The organism is Rhizobium sp. NFR12 (assembly GCF_900108545.1).
GTDB classification, from domain to species: Bacteria; Pseudomonadota; Alphaproteobacteria; order Rhizobiales; family Rhizobiaceae; genus Neorhizobium; species Neorhizobium soli.
Genome location: NZ_FNWM01000004.1, coordinates 387,948 through 410,122, shown reverse-complemented (window position 1 = coordinate 410,122; position 22,175 = coordinate 387,948). Strand labels below are relative to the sequence as shown.

The following is a 22,175-nucleotide window of genomic DNA, read 5'->3' as shown; positions in this document are numbered from 1 at the left end:
ATAAACATGAGTGTGGTTGGCAACTATAATCGGGAGAGTATCGCTTAAATTTGACTGCGTCCGTCATGATTTGGTCCGCATGGCCATGCTGCCAGCTGCAGCCTGTCTCCCAAAGCTCCGCACAAACGAAAAAACCGCCGGAGATTTCTCTCCGGCGGTTGATGGTTTCGGCAGCGCTAAACTTACAGCGTGCGCGTAATGTGCTCCACGCGGAAGCACTCGATCGTGTCGCCTGCGCGGATATCTTCGTAGTTTTCGAACGCCATACCGCATTCCTGACCCATCGGCACTTCGCCAACTTCGTCCTTGAAGCGCTTGAGCGTCTTGAGCTTGCCTTCGTGAATGACAACGTTGTCGCGCAGCAGGCGAACACCTGCACCACGCTCGACCTTGCCTTCGACGACGCGGCAACCTGCAACCTTGCCGGTCTTCGTGATGTTGAACACCTCGAGGATTTCGGCATTGCCGAGGAAGGTCTCGCGACGTTCTGGCGAAAGCAGACCGGACATCGCTGCCTTCACGTCATCCACCAGATCGTAGATGATGTTGTAGTAGCGGATCTCGGTGCCGGCACGATCGGCCGCTATGCGCGCCTGTGCGTTGGCACGGACGTTGAAGCCGATGATCGCTGCTTCGGAGGATTCGGCAAGCGCCAGATCCGACTCGGTGATAGCACCTGCGCCCGAATGGACGATGCGGGCGCGGACTTCGTCGGTGCCAAGCTTGTCGAGAGCGCCGATGATGGCTTCGACAGAACCCTGAACGTCGCCCTTGATGAGCAGCGGGAATTCCTTGTAGCCGGTATTCTGCAGCTTGCTCATCATCTGCTCGAGCGAACCGCGCTGACCGGACTGGCGAGCAACCGCCTTGTCGCGGGCAAGCCGCTGGCGATATTCGGAAATCTCGCGAGCACGGCTCTCGTTTTCAACGACGGCAAACTTGTCGCCGGCAGCAGGCGTGCTGGAAAGACCGAGCACTTCGACCGGCATGGCCGGGCCGGCTTCCTTGACGTGAACACCCTTGTCGGTCACGAGCGCGCGGACGCGGCCCCACTGATCGCCGGCAACGATGATCTGGCCAGGCTTCAGCGTGCCCTTCTGGACGAGCACGGTTGCAACCGCACCGCGGCCACGGTCGAGCTGGGCTTCGATGACGATGCCTTCTGCCGTACGGACCGGATCTGCCTTGAGGTCGAGAATTTCGGCCTGCAGCAGAACTGCCTCGAGCAGCTTGTCGAGATTGGTCTTGTTCTTGGCCGAAACTTCGACGTCGAGAACTTCACCGCCCAGCGATTCCACGAACACTTCGTGCTGCAGCAGCTGCTGGCGCACCTTGTCCGGGTTGGCTTCGTGCTTGTCGATCTTGTTGATCGCCACGATGATCGGAACACCGGCAGCCTTTGCGTGGCTGATGGATTCGATCGTCTGCGGCATCACGCTGTCGTCGGCTGCAACCACGAGGATCGCGATGTCAGTCGCCTGCGCACCACGGGCACGCATGGCCGTAAAGGCGGCGTGACCGGGGGTGTCGATGAAGGTGATCTTCTGGCCGTTCTGTTCGACCTGATAGGCACCGATATGCTGGGTGATGCCACCGGCTTCACCCGAAACTACGTTGGCCTGGCGGATCGCGTCGAGAAGCGAGGTCTTGCCGTGGTCGACGTGACCCATGATCGTCACGACCGGAGGACGCGACACCATTTCGCCGGCGTCGTCCATCTGGTTGAAGATACCTTCTTCAACGTCCGATTCCGAAACGCGCTTGACCGTATGGCCGAATTCACCGGCAATGATTTCAGCGAGATCGGCGTCGATGACGTCGCCGGCCTTCATCATCTGGCCTTCCTTCATCAGGTACTTGATAACGTCGACGGCGCGTTCAGACATGCGCTGCGACAGTTCCTGAATGGTGATGGTTTCAGGCAGGATGACCTCGCGCATAACCTTTTCGCGGGTTTCCTGCATCTGGCTGCGGCGGAACTTTTCCTGCCGGCGGCGCATGGCAGCCATCGAACGACCGCGGCCGGTGCCGTCGTCATCGGTGCTGGCAGCGGTGATCGTCAGCTTGCCCTGGCGACGGCCTTCTTCGACCTTCGGACGTGTCGGTGGCTTGGCAGGAACCGGCGCTGCAACGCGGCCACGACCTGGAATGGTCCGGGCAGGTGCGCGATCCTCTTCCTCGTCGTTGCGGCGACCACGACCAATGACCGGCGCGGCAACAGGTGCGGCTCCCGGCGTCGGGCGAGCCGAGTTACGGTTGTCTTGTGTATTGGCGTTGCGATCTGCAGCGGCTGGCGCTGGCGCGACGGGTGCCGGACGCAGAGCTTCCTCGGCAGCGCGTGCCTTGGCTTCTTCGGCCAGACGTGCTGCTTCGGCTGCTTCTTCGACCTTGCGGCGCTCGTCTTCTACCTTGCGGCGTGCATCATCCTCGACGCGCTGCTTGGCTTCGACCACATCGCGCGCCTGGGCTTCGACGAGTGCGCGACGGCGTGCATCCATTTCGCTCGCCGACAGGTCGTGCAGGACTGCACCACCCGAACGCTGCGGCTGGCGCTGCGGCTGTGACGGCTGCTGCGGACGCTGGCCCTGATGAGACGAGGGACGCTGACCCTGCGATGACGAAGGGCGCTGGCCCTGCGAAGAACCGGGGCGGTATCCCTGCGATGAAGGCTGCTGTACGCGCGGCTGCGGTGGGCTAGGCTGGCTGACGGGTGCAGCAGGGGCGGGGGTTGCAGGTGCGGCGGCGGCCACAGGGGCGGCTGGTGCCGGCGCTGCAGGGGTTGCCGGCTGCGGGCGTGGCGCTACAGGAGCGGCTGCCTCGACTGGCCGAGGGGCCGGTGCTGCGATCGGTGTAATTGGCTTTTCGTCGAGCGGACGGGTCGGGCGGCGCTTGACCGTCTCGACGACGACCGCCTTGGTCCGGCCGCGACCCATGTCCTGGCGCACAGTACCCTGGGTCACACCCGATGGTTTCAGGGTAAGGGTCTTCTTCACGCCCAGTGTCTTGTCGTCGTTGTTATCAGTCATTCCGTTCCTGTTCCTTCGGACAGGAACAGATGGAAGCCATCAGTGCCTGTCGTTCAATTCGTACATATCGATGTGCGTCCGGCAAAAACCGGTAACCGCGTCATTGTTTCGGCATGTCAGCGACACCTTTTGTCTGGGACAGACCGCCCGTGCGGTACTGTTCAAGTAGGTTTGCGCGTTTCACTACACCTTCACCCGCCTGTCCCGCAAGCGCGCAGGCATGGATAAAAGCATTCTGGCCCATCACTTCGTCCAGTTCGGCCCCCGTGAAGAGCAAAAAGGATGGAATTTCTTCCTCGGCATTCGAGCCGAATTTGAAGGCCTTGCGGGCCTGATCGATCTTCCGGATACCGTCTGCCGCAGCGTCTGAGGCATGAAAGCAAGCAATCGCGCCGCCGGAGCGAACTGCGGCATCGACCTTCGTCGCGCCCGAGATAAACTGGCTCGCCTTGCGAGCCATGTTCATCATGCCGATCAGATCGGCCGCGAGCAGTCTGTCAACCGTCGCGCCCAGATCGGCATCCGCCTTTGCGTCGGTCTTCAACGCGCGGGCGAAGGATTTCTTCTGGACCGCCCGGTCGATCAACGCCCGTTCGGCCTTTACCCAGCAGCCCCGCCCCGGAAGGCGACGCTTGAGATCGGGAACAACCTGGCCATCAGGCCCGGCCACGAAGCGGATCAGCGTTTCCGGTGATCCGGCTTCACGGGTGACGATGCAGGTACGGTCATTCACGATAAGCTCGTCGTCTGGTTCATTGCCAATCGGGATCATTCCCGCTCGGCGGCAGGCGCCTCCTCGGCGTCTTCGGCCTCTGGTGCTTCTTCGGTGGCAAGATCAGCCTCGGTGATCCAGCCAGCCAGCAGGCGGGCCTGCACGACCATGTTTTCAGCTTCGGTGCGCGAAACTTCGAACTTCGAAAACAGACCTTCGAACTTCTTGGTCTCGCCGTCCTTGCGCTCGCTCCAGCCGACAAGGTCGTCAGCCGCGCAGCCGGCAAAATCCTCGATCGTCTTGATGCCGTCTTCGCCAAGCGCGACCAGCATCTGACCGGTCAGGCCTTCGATCTGCTTCAGTTCGTCGGCAACACCGAGTGCGACGCGCTTTGCATCGTTTTCAGACTCGATCCGCTCGAGATATTCGCGGGCACGGGTCTGGATCTCGGTCGCGGTATCTTCGTCGAAACCGTCGATGGAGGAGATTTCGTCGAGCTCGACATAGGCAAGCTCTTCAACCGCGGCAAAGCCTTCGGACGCCAGCACCTGGCCAACCATCTCGTCGACATCGAGCGCGTCCATAAACAGGTTGGTGCGCTCGTTGAATTCCTTCTGGCGGCGCTCCGATTCCTCGGCTTCCGTCATGATGTCGATATCCCAGCCGGTCAGCTGCGATGCAAGGCGCACGTTCTGGCCACGACGACCGATCGCCAGCGACAGCTGTTCGTCCGGAACCACGACTTCGATCCGCTCGCTGTCCTCGTCGAGAACAACCTTGGAGACCTCAGCCGGCTGCAGCGCGTTGACGATGAACGATGCCGGATCCTGGCTCCACGGAATGATGTCGATCTTTTCGCCCTGCAGTTCGCCGACGACGGCCTGAACGCGCGAACCGCGCATACCGACGCAGGCGCCGACCGGATCGATCGACGAGTCGTTGGAAACGACAGCGATCTTGGCGCGCGAGCCCGGATCGCGGGCAACGGACTTGATCTGGATGATGCCGTCGTAGATTTCAGGCACTTCCATGGTGAACAGCTTCACCATGAACTGCGGATGGGTACGCGACAGGAAAATCTGCGGGCCACGCTGTTCGCGGCGCACGTCGTAGACATAGGCGCGGACGCGGTCACCGTAACGCATGTTTTCGCGCGGGATCATCTCGTCACGGCGAATGATGCCTTCGCCACGACCGAGGTCGACGATGACGTTGCCATATTCGACGCGCTTGACGGTGCCGTTGACGATTTCGCCGACGCGGTCCTTGAACTCGTCGAACTGACGGTCACGTTCCGCTTCGCGCACCTTCTGGACGATAACCTGCTTGGCAGACTGGGCAGCGATACGACCGAAATCCATCGGCGGCAGCGGATCGGCGATGAAGTCGCCGATCTTGGCGTCAACGTTGCGATCGAGCGCCAGCGTCAGCGGGATCTGCGTGCCGTAATCCTCGGCGACATCGACCACTTCCAGCAGACGCTGGAGACGGATCTCGCCGGTCTTGGAATTGATGTCGGCACGGATGTTGGTTTCCGAACCATAGCGCGAGCGGGCGGCCTTCTGGATGGCGTCGGCCATCGCAGCCAGCACGATTTCGCGGTCGATGACCTTTTCGCGGGCTACTGCATCTGCGATCTGCAGAAGTTCAAGCCGGTTTGCGCTCACTGCCATTGTCGTTGGTCTCCGTAAGTCGAGCTATGTGCGACCTTCTCAAAGGAAGGCGTGCTGTCGGTTATTCTTCGTCAGTGTCTTCGTCGGTTTCGTCGTTCTGATTGGCGGCCTGCTGCTTGGCCGCCTTGTCAGCCCGCAACGCGTCGCGGATCAGTTCGTCGGTGAGGACAAGCTTTCCTTCGGACAGCGCCGTAAACGGAATGAGCAAATGCTGTGTCTCGCCATCGGCGACCTGATCGCGGTCGATCGTGAAGCCCTCGGACGTGACGTCGGTGATCTTGCCGCGAAAACGCTTGCGATTGTCGACCAGGATCGACGTCTCGCATTTCACGATATGGCCGTTCCAGCGCTCGAAATCGGACTTGCGCACCATCGGGCGATCGATGCCGGGCGACGATACTTCGAGATGATACTCGCGATCGATCGGATCTTCCACATCGAGAACGGGCGAGATCGCCATCGAGACGGCTTCACAGCCCTCGACATCCATCGTGCCATCGTTGCGTTCGGCCATGATCTGCAGCGTCGCGCCATTCTGATTGAGCATCCGGACGCGCACGAGGCGGAAGTCCATGGATGTCAGAACGGGCTCGATGATCTCGGCCACTCTGAGTTCAAGCCCGGTCTCGACGATCAGGCGCGGTTCGCTGTCGGTTTGTGGCATGCGCCCTCCGAATTCGTGCTCCCTGTCCGGTTTCCGGACGAGGGGGAGAAAAGCGATCGCCTAACAAAAAAGAGCGGGTCCGGGAGGGCCCACTCTTCATCGGACGATCAAGAATATGGCCTGCATATACGCTTTCACACCGGCGATTGCAAGACCGCCGCAAGACTCGTCGCATTCGCTCCGGTCCGTGATGGGGTTGGTGACGGCAGATCTCCATCATCAGGCATTTTAGGACATGACGCGGGTGGAATTTGTGGTCTTCAGGTCTATAACCCTTTGGTGACAGTGCCATGATGGGAGGAAGAGACTTGCCCGATCGGATTTCGACGCTGGCGCCGTTTCGGCTGCCGACGTTCCGAATGATCTGGATTGCCAGCATCGCGTCGAATTTCGGTGGGTTGATCCAGGCCGTCGGTGCCGCCTGGATGATGACGGCGATCGCCAGTTCGCAGGACATGGTGGCGCTGGTGCAGGCGTCCAACGCGTTGCCGATCATGCTGTTTTCGCTTGTCGCCGGGGCATTGGCCGACAATTACAATCGCCGAAGCCTAATGCTGACGGCGCAGGTCTTCATGCTGACCGTGTCGATTGCGCTGACGGTGTTTGCCTATCTCGGCCTGCTGACGCCGTGGCTTCTTTTGATGTTCACCTTCCTGATTGGCTGCGGCACGGCGCTCAATAACCCGTCCTGGCAGGCCTCGGTCGGCGATATCGTACCACGCGAAATCCTGCCGACCGCAGTGACGCTGAACAGCGTCGGCTTCAACATCACCCGCAGCGTCGGCCCGGCGATCGGCGGCGCGATCGTCGCAGCAGCAGGGGCTGCCGCCGCCTTCGCGGTCAACGCGATGAGCTATTTCGCCATCATCTACGCACTGGTTCGCTGGAAACCGCAGCGTGCCGACGATTCGCTTCCGCGTGAAACTTTGCTGCGGGCGCTGTCTGCCGGCCTTGGCTACGTCGCGATGTCGCCGAACATTCTGAATGTGCTGCTGCGCGGCCTGCTGTTCGGTCTGACCGCAAGCGCTATTCTGGCCCTTCTGCCGATCGTCGCCCGCGATCTCGTGTCCGGTGGCCCGTTCACCTACGGCATCATGCTGGGCGCTTTTGGCATCGGCGCCGTCGCCGGTGCCATTGCCAATGCGAGGCTCAGGGAAAAGTTCTCGAGCGAATGGATCGTCCGGTTCGCGTTCGTCGGCTTTGCCGCAAGTTCCGCCGTGATCGGCGCAAGCACGAACACGACACTGACGGTGATTGCGCTCTTGTTCCCAGGCGCCTGCTGGGTTCTCGCGCTATCGCTGTTCAACACCACCGTCCAGCTCTCCACCCCGCGCTGGGTCGTGGGGCGGGCCCTGTCCTTCTACCAGACGGCAACCTTCGGCGGCATTGCTGCGGGCAGCTGGATGTGGGGTCTACTTTCCGAAAACTTTGGCGCATCGGTTGCACTGTCCATCGCGAGCTTGGCCATGCTCGTCGGCGCTCTCGTCGGATGGCGCATGCCGCTGCCACAGTTCGGCGATGTCAATCTCGATCCGCTCAACCGCTTCAACGCGCCGCTTCTGAGCCTCGCGCTGCAGCCGCGAAGCGGGCCGATCGTGCTCCAGATCGATTACCTGATCGGCGAGGCGGACATCCCCGAATTCCTGACCCTGATGGCACGCCGCAGACGGGTGCGGATCCGCGACGGTGCAAGGCAGTGGGCCTTGATGCGCGATCTCGAACATCCCGACGTCTGGACGGAGACCTATCATACCGCCACCTGGGCAGATTACGTGCGCCACAATCAGCGGCGCATGCAGATGGATGCGGAAATCTGGGACGCGATCCGCAAGCTGCATCAAGGCGATGAGGAACCGAAGGTTCATCGCATGATCGAGCGTCAGACGATCCCGCCGCCCTCCGACATCATGCACAAGCCGCATATCGACCTTCACCACTAAGGCGAAGGCTGTGGTCCGTTACTTGAGCCGGGTTTTCAGCGACGCATCCGGATAGCAGGTCGGCGAAAGACCATTCTTGGCCTGCCAGTCGCCAAGCGCCCGGCGGGTTTTGAAACCCGGCAGACCGTCCACGTTGCCGACATCGTAACCCTTCGCCACCAGCGCCTTTTGCATGGCAAGCACGTCGGAGCGAAGCATCTTGCCGACGTCACCCCATGAGCCCTCGAAGGCGCCGGCACCATGGGCGATACGATCAGCAAGATTGCCGATGAACAGCGCATAGAGGTCGGAGTTATTGTATTCCTTCAGCACGTAGAAATTTGGCGTGACGACGAACTCCGGTCCGTTGCGGCCGGCAGGTACCAGCATCATGCCGGATGCCTTGAGATCGGCGGAAGGAAAAGGCTTGCCCGACACGCGGGTGATCCCGGTCGCCGCCCAGGCGGAGATCGACTTGGCCAGATCCGGGCCTTCCTGGGCGCAGGAAACCTTGGCAGGAATGGAAACCTCGAAACCCCAGTCACGCCCGCGCTGCCAGCCTTCCTTCTGAAGATAGTGGGCTATGGACGCGAGCGAGTCGGGCACGGAATTCCAGATATCCGGATGACCGTCCTTGTCGAAGTCGACGGCGTATTTCAGGTAACTGGTCGGCATGAACTGCGGCTGGCCGAGTGCGCCGGCCCACGAACCCTTCATCGTCGCCGCATCCACGTCGCCGCGCTCGATCATCGTCAGCGCTGCGATCAGCTCCTCGCGGAACATCGGTTTGCGGGTAGACATGAAGGCCTTGGTCGCGAGAACCTCGATCGCCGAATAGGGAAGCCGCGCCTTGCCGAAACCGGATTCGCGACCCCAGATGGCGACCACGATCTCGCCGGGAACGCCATAGGCAGCCTCGATCCGCTTCAGCGTCGCGGCATGCGTCGACGCGAGGCCACGGCCCGTCGCCGCCAGTCCCTGCAGCCGCTTTTCGGAGAAGTAGGCGCCGGGCGAAGAAAACTCGGCCTGGCTCTGGTCCTGGCTCTTCGGCGGCTTTGATCCCGGCGGCACCAGATCAGGCAGGCTCCAGTTGAGCGAGATCCCGCTGAAGGCGGTCTTCATCGTCCGCTCGGAAATACCTGCCTTGCGGGCTTCCGGTCCAAGATCGCTGGCGATCCATCGCTGGAACTGCTTTTCCACATCCGGCTTGTTCTGCGCCATGACGGGTAGGGGCAGCAGACAGATAAGGGTGCCAAGGGCGATGAGTGTCTTGCGCATGAAATCTCCTCAGATCGCCGTTCGTGCCCGCAGTGCCGCCGTCAGCGTGCCTTCGTCGAGATAGTCGAGCTCGCCGCCGACAGGAACGCCATGCGCCAACCGGGTGATCCTCACGTCGATGCCGGCCAACTGGTCGGTTATATAGTGTGCTGTGGTTTGCCCTTCGACCGTGGCGTTGACGGCGATGATGATTTCCTTGACGACGCCTTCGCTGACCCGGTCGATCAGGCCGCGGATGTTGAGATCATCAGGCCCTATACCATCGAGCGGCGACAGCGTGCCGCCGAGCACATGATAGGCCGCGTTCATCGCGCCTGCGCGCTCGAGGGCCCAGAGATCGGACACATCTTCGCAGACGATCAGCGTCGACTGGTCGCGGCGGATATCGGTGCAGACCGTGCAGGGATCGGACGTATCGACATTGCCGCAGCGCGAGCAGATCTTCACCTTGTCATAGGCCTCGCCCATCGCGTTCGACAGCGGACCGAGCAGCTGGTCCTTCTTCTTGATGAGATGCAATGCCGCCCGGCGGGCCGAACGGGGACCGAGACCCGGTACTTTCGCCAGAAGCTGGATGAGTTTTTCGATTTCGGGGCCGGTGACTCGCTTTGCCATGGTTCTCCTTTAGCCCATATGCAGGGGAAACGGAATCGACGAAGGACCAGCCGAATGAAACTTCTTAGCCTCTGCCTTGGTCATCCGGAAAAGCTTCCGGGCAAGAGCTACAAGACCGGCATCAACAAGATGCCGATGAAAACTCCGGTCGTGATCGACGTTGAAGGCCTGGTCGGCGATGCCGTCTGCAATACGAAATATCATGGTGGCCCGGAGCAGGCGATCCTGCTCGAAGGCAGCCTGACGCTCGACTGGTGGCGGTCGGAACTCGGCCGTGATCTGCCGGATGGCACGTTTGGCGAAAACCTCGTGATCGAAGGGCTCGACAACCGCGACGTGGCCGCCGGCGATTGTTTCCACATCGGTGCCGAGCTTGTGCTGCAGGCGACATCCGCCCGCACACCCTGCGCAACGCTCGCCGCCAAGATGGGCGATCCGTCATTCGTCAAAGCCTACCGGACCGCTGCACGCCCCGGCATCTACTGTCGGGTGCTGACGCCAGGCTTTGCATCGGCGGGCGATGCCGTTGAATTCCGCGTCTACGAGGGAACGAGGGTTTCCATCCCGGAACTGCTGGCAAAATTCGGCAAGCGCTTGGGCGATGACGACAGGCAGCGGTTTTTATCCGCACCGATCCACGCCGATATGCGAGAGGCGATCGAAGCCGGAAAACCCGCCAAGTTCTAGCGAATAGGCGGGTCTTGCCGGCAGGCGGTTCCTAGAGGGAACGCCGATCTCGTATTTAGAACGGCAGCTTCATGCCGGGCGGAATCGGCAGGCCGGAGGTCAGTTCCTTGGTCTTTTCTGCAGTGATCTCTTCGGCCCGGTCCTTGGCCAGCTTGTGGGCTGCAATGATCAGGTCTTCGAGGATCTCGGCTTCGTCTTCCTTGAACAGGGACGGATCGATCTTAAGACCCAGCATGTCGCCCTTGCCGTTCATCCGGATCGTCACGAGGCCGCCACCGGCCGTGCCTTCAACTTCGAGAGCGGCGATATCCGCCTGCATCTTCTCCATCTTGGCCTGCATTTCCTTGACCTTGCCCATCATGCCCATGATGTCGCGCATCGGGATCTCCTCTTCCTGATTTTTAAAGTTCGATGTCGTCGCCCGGCAGGATATCGCCCTCGGCGCTTTCCACCACGGCTGGCGGCGGCAATTCGTCTGCGTCGATTTCGTCCTCGCTCACGCGGATCCGGACGTCGGTGATCTTTGCGCCGGGAAACTGCGACAGGATCGCCGCGACATCCGGATCGGAGCGGGCGTCGGTCAGCCGCGCTTCGCGCGCCGTTCCCTCTGCCTCGACCAATGTCGGCGAACCGTCTTCCTTGCTGAGGGAGACGATCCAGTGAATGCCGGTCCATTCCTTCAGCTTGACGCCGAGTTCACCCGGCAGCGTTGTTGGTCCGCCGTCGGTCAGGCGCATGTCGAGCCTGCCCGGTTCGATCTTCACCAGCCGCACGAAATTGCGCACGAGCGCCTTCAGCTTCGCATCGCGGTTCTTGGAGCAGAGATCGACGATGTCGGTAAGCGAGCGGACAGCAACGCTGGGCTCGGGCTTTTCCTCGACACGGCCGACCGGCATCTCGCGCGGGGTGTCGTTCGGCACGGCTTTCAGCATCGCGGTCGGTCCGCCTGACGGCATCCGCTGCGACTGCATATCGATCCCGCGGGCATTGATCGGCGGCTGCGATGACGAAGTCTGGCTTGCACCATTGCCGCCGCCATTCCCATTGGGCGCACTGCGCTGGCCATCGCCGCCGGAAAGGTCGGCAAGCCGCCGCGCAGCGTCTTCCGGCGAAGGAAGATGGGCGGCATGGGTCAGGCGGATCAGCACCATTTCGGCGGCACCGGCAGGGCGGGAGGAGTTCTCCGCTTCCGGAATGCCCTTCAGCAACATCTGCCAGATCCGCGACAGCGTGCTGACCGCGATCGTCTCGGAAAACTCGCGACCGCGCACACGCTCGACTTCGCTCAGCGAAGGATCGTCCGCCGCTTCCGGGATATATTTGAAGCGCGTGACGAGATGGGTGAAGTCTGCAAGGTCGGTCAGAACCACGACAGGGTTGGCGCCGGCCTCGTATTGGGCGGTAAATTCGGAAAGGGCAGCCGTCACGTCGCCCTGCACGATCTGTTCGAACAGATCGACGATGCGGGCGCGGTCGGCAAGGCCAAGCATGCCGCGCACGGTATCGGCCACCACATGGCCTGCGCCATGGGCAATCGCCTGGTCGAGAAGGGACAGTCCGTCGCGAGCGGAGCCTTCAGCCGCGCGCGCGATCATCGACAGTGCCTCGGTCTCGGCCGGAATACCTTCCTTTTCGAGGATGGTCGTGAACAGGCCGACGAGATCGGCAGCACTGATCCGGCGGAGGTCAAAGCGCTGGCAGCGCGACAGGACGGTAATCGGCACCTTGCGGATTTCCGTCGTCGCGAAGATGAACTTCACATGCTCCGGCGGCTCTTCCAGCGTCTTCAGCAGGCCGTTGAAGGCCTGCGTGGAGAGCATGTGCACTTCGTCGATGATGTAGACTTTGTAGCGCGCCGAGACAGGACGATAGCGCACCTGCTCGATGATCTCTCTGATATCGTCGATGCCGGTATGCGAGGCCGCATCCATCTCGATGACGTCGACGTGCCGGCCTTCCATGATCGCCTGGCAGTGCTCGCCGGGAATGCGCAGATCGATCGTCGGGCGGTCGATTTCGGCAGTCTTGTAATTGAGCGCACGTGCCAGAATGCGGGCAGTCGTCGTTTTGCCGACACCGCGCACACCGGTTAGCATGTAGGCCTGGGCGATGCGGCCTGTTTCGAAGGCGTTGGTGAGTGTTCTCACCATCGGCTCCTGGCCGACCATCAGGTCGGAAAAATCCTTGGGACGGTATTTGCGGGCGAGAACCCGGTAGCCACTGCCGGAAGGCGTGGGCGCAGTCGGGTTGCTGGAATATGTCGGCCCGTCGTCGCTCATGAAAATCCTGCCAGCCTGTACGGGCCATTCCGGCCGTCAGAGACTGAGCGCGCCGGATGCTGACCAAGATGAGAGGGTGGGAGGCTGGCACGGCGACCCGTGCCTGGCTCGTTAGGGCTGCTTCCTTCCGGACCTGACCCGGTTGGCGAGTGGCTCGTCCACCACCAACCTCCCACCGCTCATATCGTCAATAACGCTTCCAAATGCAAGCCAAGCCTGTAAAAAACTACGACCAGATAAAAACATTAGGAGAAATGCTTGAGCGAGTTCGAACTGGACGGGCGCATTGCGCGGGACTCTGATCTCATCGCCACCCTCGATCTCTGCCAGCTGCGGATCCAGAATGACAGCCGCTGGCCGTGGCTGGTGATGGTGCCGCAGCGGGCCGACATGACCGAGATTTTCGACCTTTCGGAGGCCGATCAGGCGCTTCTGTCCGCGGAGGTCAATCAGGTTGCGGAAGCGTTGAAAGCCACAACGGGTGCGACCAAGATAAACGTCGGTGCGCTTGGCAACATCGTCCGGCAGCTCCATGTTCATGTGATTGCCCGCTTCGAAGGCGATGCGAACTGGCCGGGCCCCATCTGGGGCTACGGATCCGCAGAACCGTATCACAGCGACAAGAGGCAGGCCTTGGTGAACATACTGATGGAAAAGCTTTCCCGATGAGCAGCATATTCGATACCAATGTACCCCATCCCGACCCAAGCAGTCTCACGGCGTTCTCCGGCAACAAGCTCGATCGGCAGGCGGAAAACCGAGAAGACGACTGTATCGAGAAGGCGCTGTCCGTCGATGGCACCCATATCCTCGCCTTTTCCGGCAGCCGGGTCATTCTGAAGCACGACGGCCAGATCCTCGATCCGCTGTTTGCCGCCTACGAGCTCGCGGAGCTGAAGCCGGATTTCGACCGCGCCGTGCTGCTCGGCCATCACGAAAACGGAGAGCCGCGCGTCGCCGTCCCGGTTACGATCGCCGATGATGAGCTCGCAAGCCATTACAAGCCGACCGAGGCGCGCGCTCTTTTCCGGGAAGGGCTGCTGGATGACGAGCTTCAGGGCGAGGTCGCCCAGGCGGTGTCGCTGCTCAACTGGAATGCCGCCAATATCTTCTGCGGAAAATGCGGCTCGCCCACCGAAATGAAGATCGGCGGCTACAAGCGCGTCTGCACACAGTGTCAGCACATGATGTTTCCGCGCACCGACCCCGTCGTCATCATGATGACGATCGATGAGGAAAACGACCGCTGCCTTTTGGGACGCAGCCATCATTTCCAGGAGGGTATGTATTCCTGCCTGGCTGGCTTCGTCGAACCCGGCGAAACGATCGAACAGGCCGTCAGACGTGAAACCGTCGAGGAATCGGCGATCGAGATCGGACGCGTGCGCTATCACGCATCGCAGCCCTGGCCGATGCCGCATTCGCTGATGATCGGCTGTTTCGCCGAGGCGACGTCGACGGAGATCACCATCGATGCCCACGAAATGTCTGACGTTCGCTGGTTTTCGCGCGCCGAGGTGCAGGCGATGCTGGAGGCAGGCCCGGATGACAAGCCGTTCGGCCCCGCCAAGGGAGCGATTGCCTATCGGCTGATGCGCGACTGGATCGACTGGAAGCGCTGAAAGGAGCGCTTCCGCCCGTCAGCCTTTCTGCAGCGCGCCGCGCATCGGATGGCCCTTGTAGGTCCCGAGAATGCGGACCTTTTCGGAGAAGAAGCGCAGTTCTTCCAGCGCACGCCGCACGGGGGCATCGTCCGGATGCCCCTCGATATCCGCGTAGAACTGCGTCGCCACGAACTTGCCGCCCAGCTGATAGCTTTCGAGCTTCGTCATGTTGATGCCGTTGGTGGCAAATCCACCCATCGCCTTGTAAAGCGCAGCCGGTATGTTGCGCACGTTGAACACGAAGGTGGTGACGATCACGTCGTCCGCCTCGTTGCGCTGCACCCACTTCTCGTCGCGCGACAAAACCACGAAACGGGTGACGTTGTTTTCCGTGTCCTCGACATTTTCGGCGAGGATGTCGAGCCCGTAGAGACTGGCCGCAAGCCGTGGCGCAAGGGCCGCCATCGAGCGGTCGCCCTTTTCGGAAACGAGTTTCGCAGCACCCGCCGTGTCGCCGGCAACAACGGCCTTCCAGCCATTGGCGCGGATGATCTTGCGGCACTGGCCAAGCGCGTGGATATGGCTGTGGACGGTGCGGATTTCTTCGCGCTCCACACCCGGCAACACCATCAGCTGGAACCGGATCGGCATGAAATATTCGCCGACGATATGCAGACGCGATTCCGGCAGCAGGTAGTGAATGTCGGCCACACGTCCGGCGATGGTGTTTTCGATCGGAATCATTGCGAGATCCGAATCACCGTTCTCCAGCGCCTGGAACGCATCCTCGAAGGTCGGGCAGGGCAGGGGTTCCATGTCCGGAAACATGTCCCTGGACGCCATATCGGAATTGGCGCCGAATTCACCCTGGAAGGAAATGCGGTTGGTCGAGGCATTCATGAGGCTGATCCGTTACAAACCGCGGGAGGAAAGGATGGCACGCGCCTTTTCAAGGTCGGCCGGCGTGTCGACGCCCAGCGGCACCGATGCGACGATTTCGGCATCGATGCGCATGCCCGCTTCGAGTGCCCGCAACTGCTCGAGCGATTCGCGCTTTTCGAGCACCGAAGGGCCGAGCGTCACGAATTTCTCAAGCGCAGTGCGGCGATAGGCGTAAAGCCCGATGTGGTGGTAGAGCGGGCCGTTGCCGTAAGGGGCTGTGGCGCGGGTAAAGTAGAGCGCCTTCAGCCGCGTGTCTGACAACGGCGAACCGACGATCTTGACCACGTTCGGATTGGTCTTCTCGTGCTCTTCGGTGATTTCGACGGTCAGCGTGGCAATATCCGTCTGCGGGCTGTCCAGCAGCGGTTTGAGCGAGGCGCGCACGACGTCGGCTTCCACGGTCGGCAGGTCGCCCTGCACGTTGATGACGTATTCCACCCTGCCATCGGGGTCTGCCTTGGTCAGCGCTTCGAAGATCCGATCGGAACCCGACTGGTGGTCTTCGCGGGTCATGACTACCTCGAAGCCTGCAGCTTTCACCACATCGAAAATGTCCTGATGGTCCACGGCAACGACGATGCGACCGACATTGGCCTCCTCGGCGCGCTTTGCGACCTGCACGATCATGGGAAGGCCGGCGATGTCTGCGAGCGGCTTGCCGGGAAGGCGCGTCGACGCCATTCGTGCTGGAATGAGGACGAGCGTCCGGTCGAAAGCCGTGTAAGTCATCGTAAAACCTTCCAATCCAGCCTGTGCAGTGGCAAAAAGTCTCAAGCAGAACGAGCGTATCGTGTTGCAAGGCCTCTGCAAAAGACATAGCTTCCAAACAAATTCAAGGTGCCTGCTTTGGGACGGCGGGCCGGTGAGGAGAATTTGCTGATGAATCCCTATGTAAACATGTCGGTAGGCGCATTGCTTGCCACGGTTTTCGTGATGATGTCCGTATCGATCGCGTCGGAGGGGATTTTCCACTCGCCGTCGCCTGAGAAGGAAGGATTTGCAATCGCCGCGCTGGAAGAGCCAGCCGGCGGCGAAGCGGCTGCCGGTGGCGGTGCCGCGGAAGTTGTCCCTGTTGGTCAGCTGATGGCAGGTGCCGATGCCGCTGCCGGCGCAACGGTATTCAAGAAGTGTCAGAGCTGTCACTCCATTGAAAAGGGAGGCCCCAACAAGGTGGGTCCCGATCTATGGGGTGTTGTGAACCGTCCGATCGCCAGCCATGAGGGCTTTTCCTACTCTGCTGCCATGAAGGATTTCTCCAAGGGCGGTGCGGAGACCTGGACGTTCGATCACCTCAACCACTTCCTCGTTGCGCCCAAGGCCTACGTGAAGGGGACAGCGATGGGCTTTGCCGGATTGAAGAACGACAAGGAACGCGGCAACCTGCTTGCTTATATCCGCGAACAGTCTGATAGCCCCGCGCCACTGCCTGAACCCGGCGCTGCACCCGCTCCCGCCCCGACGAACTGATCCTACCCGGCGGCAGACATTCAGATCACGACAGCAGCCAACCCCAGAAGCTTACGGTGATGAGGCCGAACGCTGTCGTGATGCTGATGGTCGAGGCCGCAAGGCTTTGCCCGGACCGGAACCGCTGGGCAATCAGCCAGGCATTGATGCCCGTTGGAACAGACGAGGTCAAAACCAGAGCGGCCGCCCAGTCCCGCGGCAGCCCGATCGCGTGGCTTGTGGCGAACACGATCGCCGGCATCAGGGTAAGCTTCAGGACTGCAACGGCCGTGGCGAGATTGATATCGCCACGGATCGGATAACGGGTGAGCGCCATGCCGATCGAGATCAACGCCACCGGACCGGCTGAGGCAGCGATCTGGTTGACGACAGGCAGCACTGACGTGGGGATCGAGAAGCCCAGAAGATTGAACGGTATCCCGATCGCGATCGCGATCACGAGCGGATTGCGGACCAGGTTGCTGGCGACCTGCCGCAGAACCACGGAAAGCGTGCGCTTCTGTGTGCCGTCGACCCGCGCAGTTGCCCCCTCCATCAGGATCGAGCCGGCGATCATCATGATAGGCAGATGGATGGCGAGCAGGATCGAGACGGCAAGAAGCCCTTCCTTGCCGACCATGTGATCGATCAACGGCAGGCCGATGAAGATGTTGTTGGCAAACGCACTCGACATGCCCGCGATGACGCCGACCTTGGCATCCCGTGCGAAGAAGCGGGTGGCCATCAGATGCCCGGTCGTCCATGTGACGGCAACGGCAATGAAATAGGCGCTCCACAGCCCGAAGGGAGAGACGCCGCCAAAATGGGCGTCCGCAACCGTCCGGAAGATCAGCATCGGAACCGCGATCTTGAAGACGTATTCCCCCAGCGCGTCACCGGTTTCGGCCTTCAAAAGCCCGGTTTTGGCGGCGAGCCAGCCCATCAGGATCAGGATGAAGACGGGCAGCACATTGGCGAAGACTGACGACACGGAGGCGGCTTTCGGAGGAGACTGTTATCTGCGTCTAGCGCAGATCTGGCTGAACGACAAATGCGTCGGGCGCAAACCCGTTGCAGGCGAAAGCCGAAAACAGAAAAGCGGGGCTTGATCCCCGCTTCCTTCCCCGGTCGAGCCAAGGGGGTCCAAACGCTTCGTCGCCAGTTCATCCGTGGTCGACATCAGCAATCGGATGATCGTTATCTAGCGGCTCACCATGACGGGAGAATGACAGCTGCGGATTTTTGGAGCCTTAGTGCCGACAGCGTTTTTTGCTTCCAATCACGGCTAAAGGCGAATACCCGTTCTCTCATCCATTCATTCGAAAGAGGATCAGAGCCGGATGCCGAAATTCGACGTGCTAACCATCGGCAATGCCATCGTGGACATCCTCGCGCGCTGCGACGATCAATTCCTCGGCGACAACGCGATCATCAAGGGTGCGATGAACCTGATCAATGCCGAGCGCGCCGAACTTCTCTACTCGAAGATGGGTCCTGCGGTCGAAGCCTCTGGCGGTTCGGCCGGCAACACGGCGGCCGGCGTTGCCAGTCTCGGCGGCAGGGCTGCCTACTTCGGCAAGGTCGCCAACGATCAGCTCGGCACCATTTTCCAGCATGATATCCGTGCGCAGGGCGTCCACTACGAGACAAAGCCTGATGGTGTTCATCCCCCGACCGCCCGTTCGATGATTTTCGTGACGCCGGATGGCGAGCGCTCGATGAACACCTATCTCGGCGCCTGCGTCGAACTCGGTCCTGAACATGTCGAGGAAGACGTGGTTGCCGAATCGAAGGTGACGTATTTCGAAGGGTACCTGTGGGATCCGCCGCGCGCCAAGGATGCGATCCGCGAAGCGGCCCGCATTGCCCATGCGCATGGTCGGGAAGTGTCGATGACGCTGTCGGATCCGTTCTGCGTCGGTCGCTACCGCGAGGAATTCCTGGAGCTGATGAAATCCGGCACCGTGGATATCGTCTTTGCCAACAAGCAGGAACTTCTGTCGCTCTACGAGACGGACGATTTCGAGCTCGCCCTCGGCAAGATCGCTCACGATTGCAAGCTGGCGGCTATCACGCTGAGCGAGGAAGGTGCGGTTCTCGTGCGTGGCAAGGAGCGGATCGCGATCCCGGCCTATGCCATCGAGGAACTCGTCGATACGACCGGTGCCGGCGATCTGTTCGCCGCCGGCTTTCTCTACGGCTATACCGCAGATCGTTCGCTTGAGGATTGCGGCAAGCTTGGCTGCCTGGTCGCGGCCATCGTCATTCAGCAGATCGGGCCGCGGCCGATGGTCTCGCTCGCGCAGGCGGCGAAGGAAAGAGGCCTTATTTAAAGGCCTCTCCCGGGTAAGCGCCCCAGATTTCCGCCTGGGCGATCCAGCCCTCTGCACCATTCGCTTCCGCATGGCACCAGTCGCCATTGCATTCGCTGATCTTGATCATCACGCCGGGCTCGAGCTTTGCAGTGAGGCCCGCGGATTGCTGCGGTTCGTTGCGCATGTTGACATAGATGTCCTTGCCCTTGCCGCGCATCCACGGCGCTGCAACGGCAGTGCGCTCGCCCGATAGCAGGGCCTGGTTGACCCAGCCCTCCGTGCCCTCGGCATCGCGAACACGGCGCCAGTTGTCGTATTCCTGGATGATTTCCATCGGGGTTCCCGACTTCATGTACATCCATGACACCGCATAATCCGTGCTCGGACCGATGCGGATGTTCACCTTTCTCGATTTCAGGCTGACGAAACGGGGAAGCGGCAGACCGCTTGCGCCCTTGGCAACGCCCTGTGCAAGTGCGCCGTCGGCGCCGGAAAGGCAGGTGAGGAGCCCGATCGAGGCTGCAAGGAAGGATGTAAAGAATGTTCTGCGCATGAATCTCATTCCGGCTGAAATTCCACAAGCGTTCCTGTCCATGCGAGGTTTTGTTTGTCTTCGCCGACGGGTCTGTTAAGAAAACGCCCTGGATGCCTCCGACTATTGCGCACCTTGGTTAAGGACGTCCTAATGGCAGCTGATTGCAATGCGGCTTTGAAACCATGACAGCGAAGAAAAAACCCCAGGTTTACATCACTCGCAAACTTCCGGACGCCGTTGAAACGCGCATGCGCGAGCTTTTCGACGCAGAGCTCAATATCGACGATTGTCCCCGTTCGCGCGAAGAGCTTATCGCTGCGATGAAGACCGCCGATGTGCTGGTACCGACGGTTACCGATAGGATCGACGCAGGGCTGATCGCGGAAGCAGGCCCGCAGCTGAAGCTGATCGCCAGTTTTTCCAACGGTACCGATCATATCGATGTGGATGCGGCCGCCAAGAAGGGGATCACGGTCACCAACACGCCGAACGTCCTGACCGAAGACACGGCCGACATGACCTTGGCGCTGATTCTTGCCGTCAACCGTCGCCTGGCGGAAGGATCGCGGATCCTCACCGACAAGCCCGGTGACTGGGAAGGCTGGAGCCCGACCTGGATGCTCGGCCGGCGGATCTGGGGCAAGCGTATCGGCATCGTCGGCATGGGCCGCATCGGCAGTGCCGTGGCGCGCCGGGCCAAGGCCTTCGGCCTCGCCATCCATTATCACAATCGCAAACCGGTCAGTCCAGCCACCGAGGAAGAGCTGGAGGCGACCTATTGGGACAGCCTCGATCAGATGCTTGCGCGCGTCGATATCGTCTCGATCAACTGCCCGTCGACGCCGGCGACCTTCCACCTTCTCTCGGCCCGCCGGCTGGCCTTGCTGCAGCCCGGTTCGATCATCGTCAACACCGCCCGCGGCGATATCATCGACGAGGCAGCGATGGTGCAGCTACTGCGTGACGGAAAAATTGCCGGCGCAGGGCTCGACGTCTATCAGAACGAACCGGCCGTCAATCCGAAGCTGGTCAAGCTTGCGCGCGAAGGGCGTGTCGTGCTCTTGCCGCATATGGGCTCGGCAACGATCGAAGGGCGCATCGACATGGGCGACAAGGTGATCATCAATATCCGCACGTATTTCGACGGCCATCGCCCACCCAACCGGGTTCTGCCCGGCCGGAACTAACGGTTCTTACGCGAGCGGCTTCCGCATTTCGATCGATGTCGTTCTGGCATAGCCCGCATGGGCGTTCTCGGCCGTTCTGACGAAGCCCCACTTCTCGAAGGTCGCGTGGTTGCTGGTAAGCTCGATGCGCGTCTCCAGCCTCAGCGCAGGCAGGCCGTGTTGCCGCGCGATATCCTCCGCCACCGAAAGCAGCCTCCGGCCGAGACCTCTGTTCTGAAAAGCAGGCGATATCGCCAGCTTGCCCACATAGAGACATCCGTGTTCAGGCTTCAGAAACACGCAACCTGCAAGCTTTCCGTCTTCCTCCGCGACGAACGCAGTTTCGTCTCGCGCCTTTTGCGCGAGCGAGGCGGGCGTCAGCCGGTGAGCTGAGGAGGGCGGATCGATCACGCCGTCCATGTAGGCGAAGGATGACAGGATGAGCGTCAGCAGGTCTTCCCAGCGGGTGAAACTCTCGTCGATGCGAACGATCTCAGTCATTCGGTAGCCGTCCGTGTCGCGCGGCGCTTGTACTTGATCACATCGAACCGGGTTGCCAGCCCATCGTAGAGCAACAGGCGTCTAACCAGGGGTTCGCCAATCCCTGTCACCAACTTGATCGCTTCCATCGCCATCAGCGTCCCGATCACGCCGGTCAACGCACCAACCACGCCAGTCTCCGCGCAGGCGGGGATGAGGCCTTCCGGCGGCTGCTCGGGAAAGAGGTCTCGGTAGGTGGGGTTAAGCTCTCCGTCCTCGCCGTCCTCGTAGGGTTTCAGCACCGTCACCGATCCATCGAAGCGCCCGACCGCACCCGTCACCAAGGGGATGCGGGCCGCTTCCGCCGCGTCCGCTGCTGCATAGCGCGTGTCGAAATTGTCCGAGCCGTCGATCAGCAGGCGGAAACGGGAGAGATGCATCTGAGCCCATTCGGCGGAGAAGCGCTCCTCGAAATCCATCACCCGCGTATTCGGGTTCAACCGGGCGATCGCCTCTCGGGCACTCCGTGTCTTCATCTCGCCGATCGTGCCGGTATCGTGGATCACCTGTCGCTGCAGGTTGGAGAGCGAAACGCGGTCGTCGTCGACGATGCCGATCGTGCCAACGCCGGCCGCTGCGAGATATTCGAGAATGGGCGCCCCAAGACCGCCCGCACCGATCACCAGCACACGTGCGCTCTTGAGCTTCTGCTGGCCCTGACCGCCGATCTCCGGCAGCAGGATATGGCGGCGATAGCGCTCGATTTCATCTGGGCGGAGCGCGTCCGAATTCTGGTTTTCCATCATGGGATCATAGCACCGCAGAAATCGAGTG

General features: G+C 61.2%; 21 protein-coding genes and 1 other RNA gene. 7 read left to right on the top strand and 15 right to left on the bottom strand.

Annotation, left to right across the window (positions count from 1 at the left end; all coding sequences use genetic code 11):
• Positions 1-182: 182 nt before the first annotated feature.
• The 4 genes from infB to rimP all read right to left on the bottom strand — a co-directional run bounded on the left by infB (position 183) and on the right by rimP (position 6,075).
• A complete protein-coding gene (gene infB / locus BLW69_RS18390) occupies positions 183-3,026 on the bottom strand; it encodes a translation initiation factor IF-2 (RefSeq protein ID WP_062578571.1) in 2,844 nt (947 codons plus the stop codon).
• Positions 3,027-3,126: 100 nt separating this feature from the next.
• Entirely contained in the window at positions 3,127-3,798 is a 672-nt protein-coding gene (locus tag BLW69_RS18385; protein ID WP_092663988.1) for an RNA-binding protein, read from the bottom strand.
• Complete coding sequence (gene nusA / locus BLW69_RS18380) at positions 3,795-5,411, bottom strand: transcription termination factor NusA (RefSeq protein ID WP_062578575.1); 1,617 nt, start codon at positions 5,409-5,411, stop codon at positions 3,795-3,797. Before nusA ends, BLW69_RS18385 begins: the two co-directional genes overlap by 4 nt.
• Before the next feature lie 61 nt (positions 5,412-5,472).
• Positions 5,473-6,075, bottom strand: a complete 603-nt coding sequence (rimP, locus tag BLW69_RS18375) for a ribosome maturation factor RimP (RefSeq protein ID WP_062454201.1) — start codon at positions 6,073-6,075, stop codon at positions 5,473-5,475.
• 290 nt (positions 6,076-6,365) lie between these two features.
• On the opposite strand from rimP, the gene BLW69_RS18370 reads away from it, so the two are divergent.
• A complete protein-coding gene (locus tag BLW69_RS18370; RefSeq protein ID WP_175487293.1) occupies positions 6,366-8,015 on the top strand; it encodes an MFS transporter in 1,650 nt (549 codons plus the stop codon).
• Positions 8,016-8,033: 18 nt separating this feature from the next.
• Here BLW69_RS18370 and BLW69_RS18365 read toward each other — a convergent pair whose 3' ends face one another.
• A complete protein-coding gene (locus BLW69_RS18365) occupies positions 8,034-9,215 on the bottom strand; it encodes a lytic murein transglycosylase (RefSeq protein ID WP_244508884.1) in 1,182 nt (393 codons plus the stop codon).
• Positions 9,216-9,281: 66 nt separating this feature from the next.
• On the bottom strand, positions 9,282-9,887 hold the full coding sequence (gene recR / locus BLW69_RS18360; RefSeq protein WP_092663984.1) for a recombination mediator RecR: 606 nt from the start codon (positions 9,885-9,887) through the stop codon (positions 9,282-9,284).
• 54 nt (positions 9,888-9,941) lie between these two features.
• Here recR and BLW69_RS18355 point away from each other — a divergent pair, with 54 nt between their 5' ends.
• Entirely contained in the window at positions 9,942-10,574 is a 633-nt protein-coding gene (locus BLW69_RS18355) for an MOSC domain-containing protein (RefSeq protein WP_092663982.1), read from the top strand.
• A gap of 55 nt (positions 10,575-10,629) precedes the next feature.
• Here BLW69_RS18355 and BLW69_RS18350 read toward each other — a convergent pair whose 3' ends face one another.
• From BLW69_RS18350 to ffs, 3 genes are all read right to left on the bottom strand, one after another.
• Positions 10,630-10,953, bottom strand: a complete 324-nt coding sequence (locus BLW69_RS18350; RefSeq protein ID WP_092663980.1) for a YbaB/EbfC family nucleoid-associated protein — start codon at positions 10,951-10,953, stop codon at positions 10,630-10,632.
• Positions 10,954-10,975: 22 nt separating this feature from the next.
• A complete protein-coding gene (locus BLW69_RS18345; RefSeq protein WP_092663978.1) occupies positions 10,976-12,853 on the bottom strand; it encodes a DNA polymerase III subunit gamma/tau in 1,878 nt (625 codons plus the stop codon).
• A gap of 76 nt (positions 12,854-12,929) precedes the next feature.
• An RNA gene (ffs, locus tag BLW69_RS18340) (signal recognition particle sRNA small type) lies at positions 12,930-13,026 on the bottom strand.
• Positions 13,027-13,126: 100 nt separating this feature from the next.
• Between ffs and BLW69_RS18335 the strand changes: the two genes are divergently transcribed.
• Both BLW69_RS18335 and nudC read left to right on the top strand, forming a co-directional pair.
• Entirely contained in the window at positions 13,127-13,522 is a 396-nt protein-coding gene (locus BLW69_RS18335) for an HIT domain-containing protein (protein ID WP_244508883.1), read from the top strand.
• Positions 13,519-14,475, top strand: a complete 957-nt coding sequence (nudC, locus tag BLW69_RS18330) for an NAD(+) diphosphatase (protein ID WP_092663975.1) — start codon at positions 13,519-13,521, stop codon at positions 14,473-14,475. Before BLW69_RS18335 ends, nudC begins: the two co-directional genes overlap by 4 nt.
• 18 nt (positions 14,476-14,493) lie before the next feature.
• Here the strand turns inward: nudC and BLW69_RS18325 are convergent, their stop codons facing one another.
• Both BLW69_RS18325 and BLW69_RS18320 read right to left on the bottom strand, forming a co-directional pair.
• A complete protein-coding gene (locus BLW69_RS18325) occupies positions 14,494-15,357 on the bottom strand; it encodes a prephenate dehydratase (RefSeq protein ID WP_062454192.1) in 864 nt (287 codons plus the stop codon).
• A gap of 12 nt (positions 15,358-15,369) precedes the next feature.
• Positions 15,370-16,128 carry a 3-deoxy-manno-octulosonate cytidylyltransferase gene (locus BLW69_RS18320; RefSeq protein ID WP_092663973.1) on the bottom strand — a complete coding sequence of 253 codons (759 nt, stop codon included), beginning with the start codon at positions 16,126-16,128 and terminating at the stop codon, positions 15,370-15,372.
• Positions 16,129-16,278: 150 nt separating this feature from the next.
• On the opposite strand from BLW69_RS18320, the gene BLW69_RS18315 reads away from it, so the two are divergent.
• Complete coding sequence (locus BLW69_RS18315; RefSeq protein WP_062454190.1) at positions 16,279-16,866, top strand: c-type cytochrome; 588 nt, start codon at positions 16,279-16,281, stop codon at positions 16,864-16,866.
• A 25-nt stretch (positions 16,867-16,891) separates the two neighbouring features.
• Here the strand turns inward: BLW69_RS18315 and BLW69_RS18310 are convergent, their stop codons facing one another.
• Positions 16,892-17,836 (bottom strand): AEC family transporter, encoded by a 945-nt coding sequence (locus tag BLW69_RS18310; RefSeq protein ID WP_062454189.1) that lies wholly within the window; start codon positions 17,834-17,836, stop codon positions 16,892-16,894.
• A gap of 349 nt (positions 17,837-18,185) precedes the next feature.
• Between BLW69_RS18310 and BLW69_RS18305 the strand changes: the two genes are divergently transcribed.
• Positions 18,186-19,178, top strand: a complete 993-nt coding sequence (locus BLW69_RS18305) for an adenosine kinase (RefSeq protein WP_062578597.1) — start codon at positions 18,186-18,188, stop codon at positions 19,176-19,178.
• On the opposite strand, the gene BLW69_RS18300 is transcribed toward BLW69_RS18305, so the two are convergent.
• Entirely contained in the window at positions 19,171-19,713 is a 543-nt protein-coding gene (locus BLW69_RS18300; RefSeq protein WP_062454187.1) for an SH3 domain-containing protein, read from the bottom strand. The two genes, BLW69_RS18305 and BLW69_RS18300, sit on opposite strands and share 8 nt — an antisense overlap.
• Positions 19,714-19,877: 164 nt before the next feature.
• Here BLW69_RS18300 and BLW69_RS18295 point away from each other — a divergent pair, with 164 nt between their 5' ends.
• Complete coding sequence (locus BLW69_RS18295) at positions 19,878-20,882, top strand: 2-hydroxyacid dehydrogenase (protein ID WP_092663971.1); 1,005 nt, start codon at positions 19,878-19,880, stop codon at positions 20,880-20,882.
• A 6-nt stretch (positions 20,883-20,888) separates the two neighbouring features.
• On the opposite strand, the gene BLW69_RS18290 is transcribed toward BLW69_RS18295, so the two are convergent.
• The gene (locus BLW69_RS18290; protein ID WP_092663970.1) at positions 20,889-21,362 is read right to left on the bottom strand and encodes a GNAT family N-acetyltransferase; all 474 of its coding nucleotides are present in this window, start codon (positions 21,360-21,362) and stop codon (positions 20,889-20,891) included.
• Positions 21,359-22,144: a molybdopterin-synthase adenylyltransferase MoeB gene (gene moeB, locus BLW69_RS18285; protein ID WP_244508879.1), complete on the bottom strand. Its 786-nt coding sequence runs from the start codon at positions 22,142-22,144 to the stop codon at positions 21,359-21,361. The genes BLW69_RS18290 and moeB overlap by 4 nt, the downstream gene beginning before the upstream one ends.
• Between the last annotated feature and the right edge of the window lie 31 nt (positions 22,145-22,175).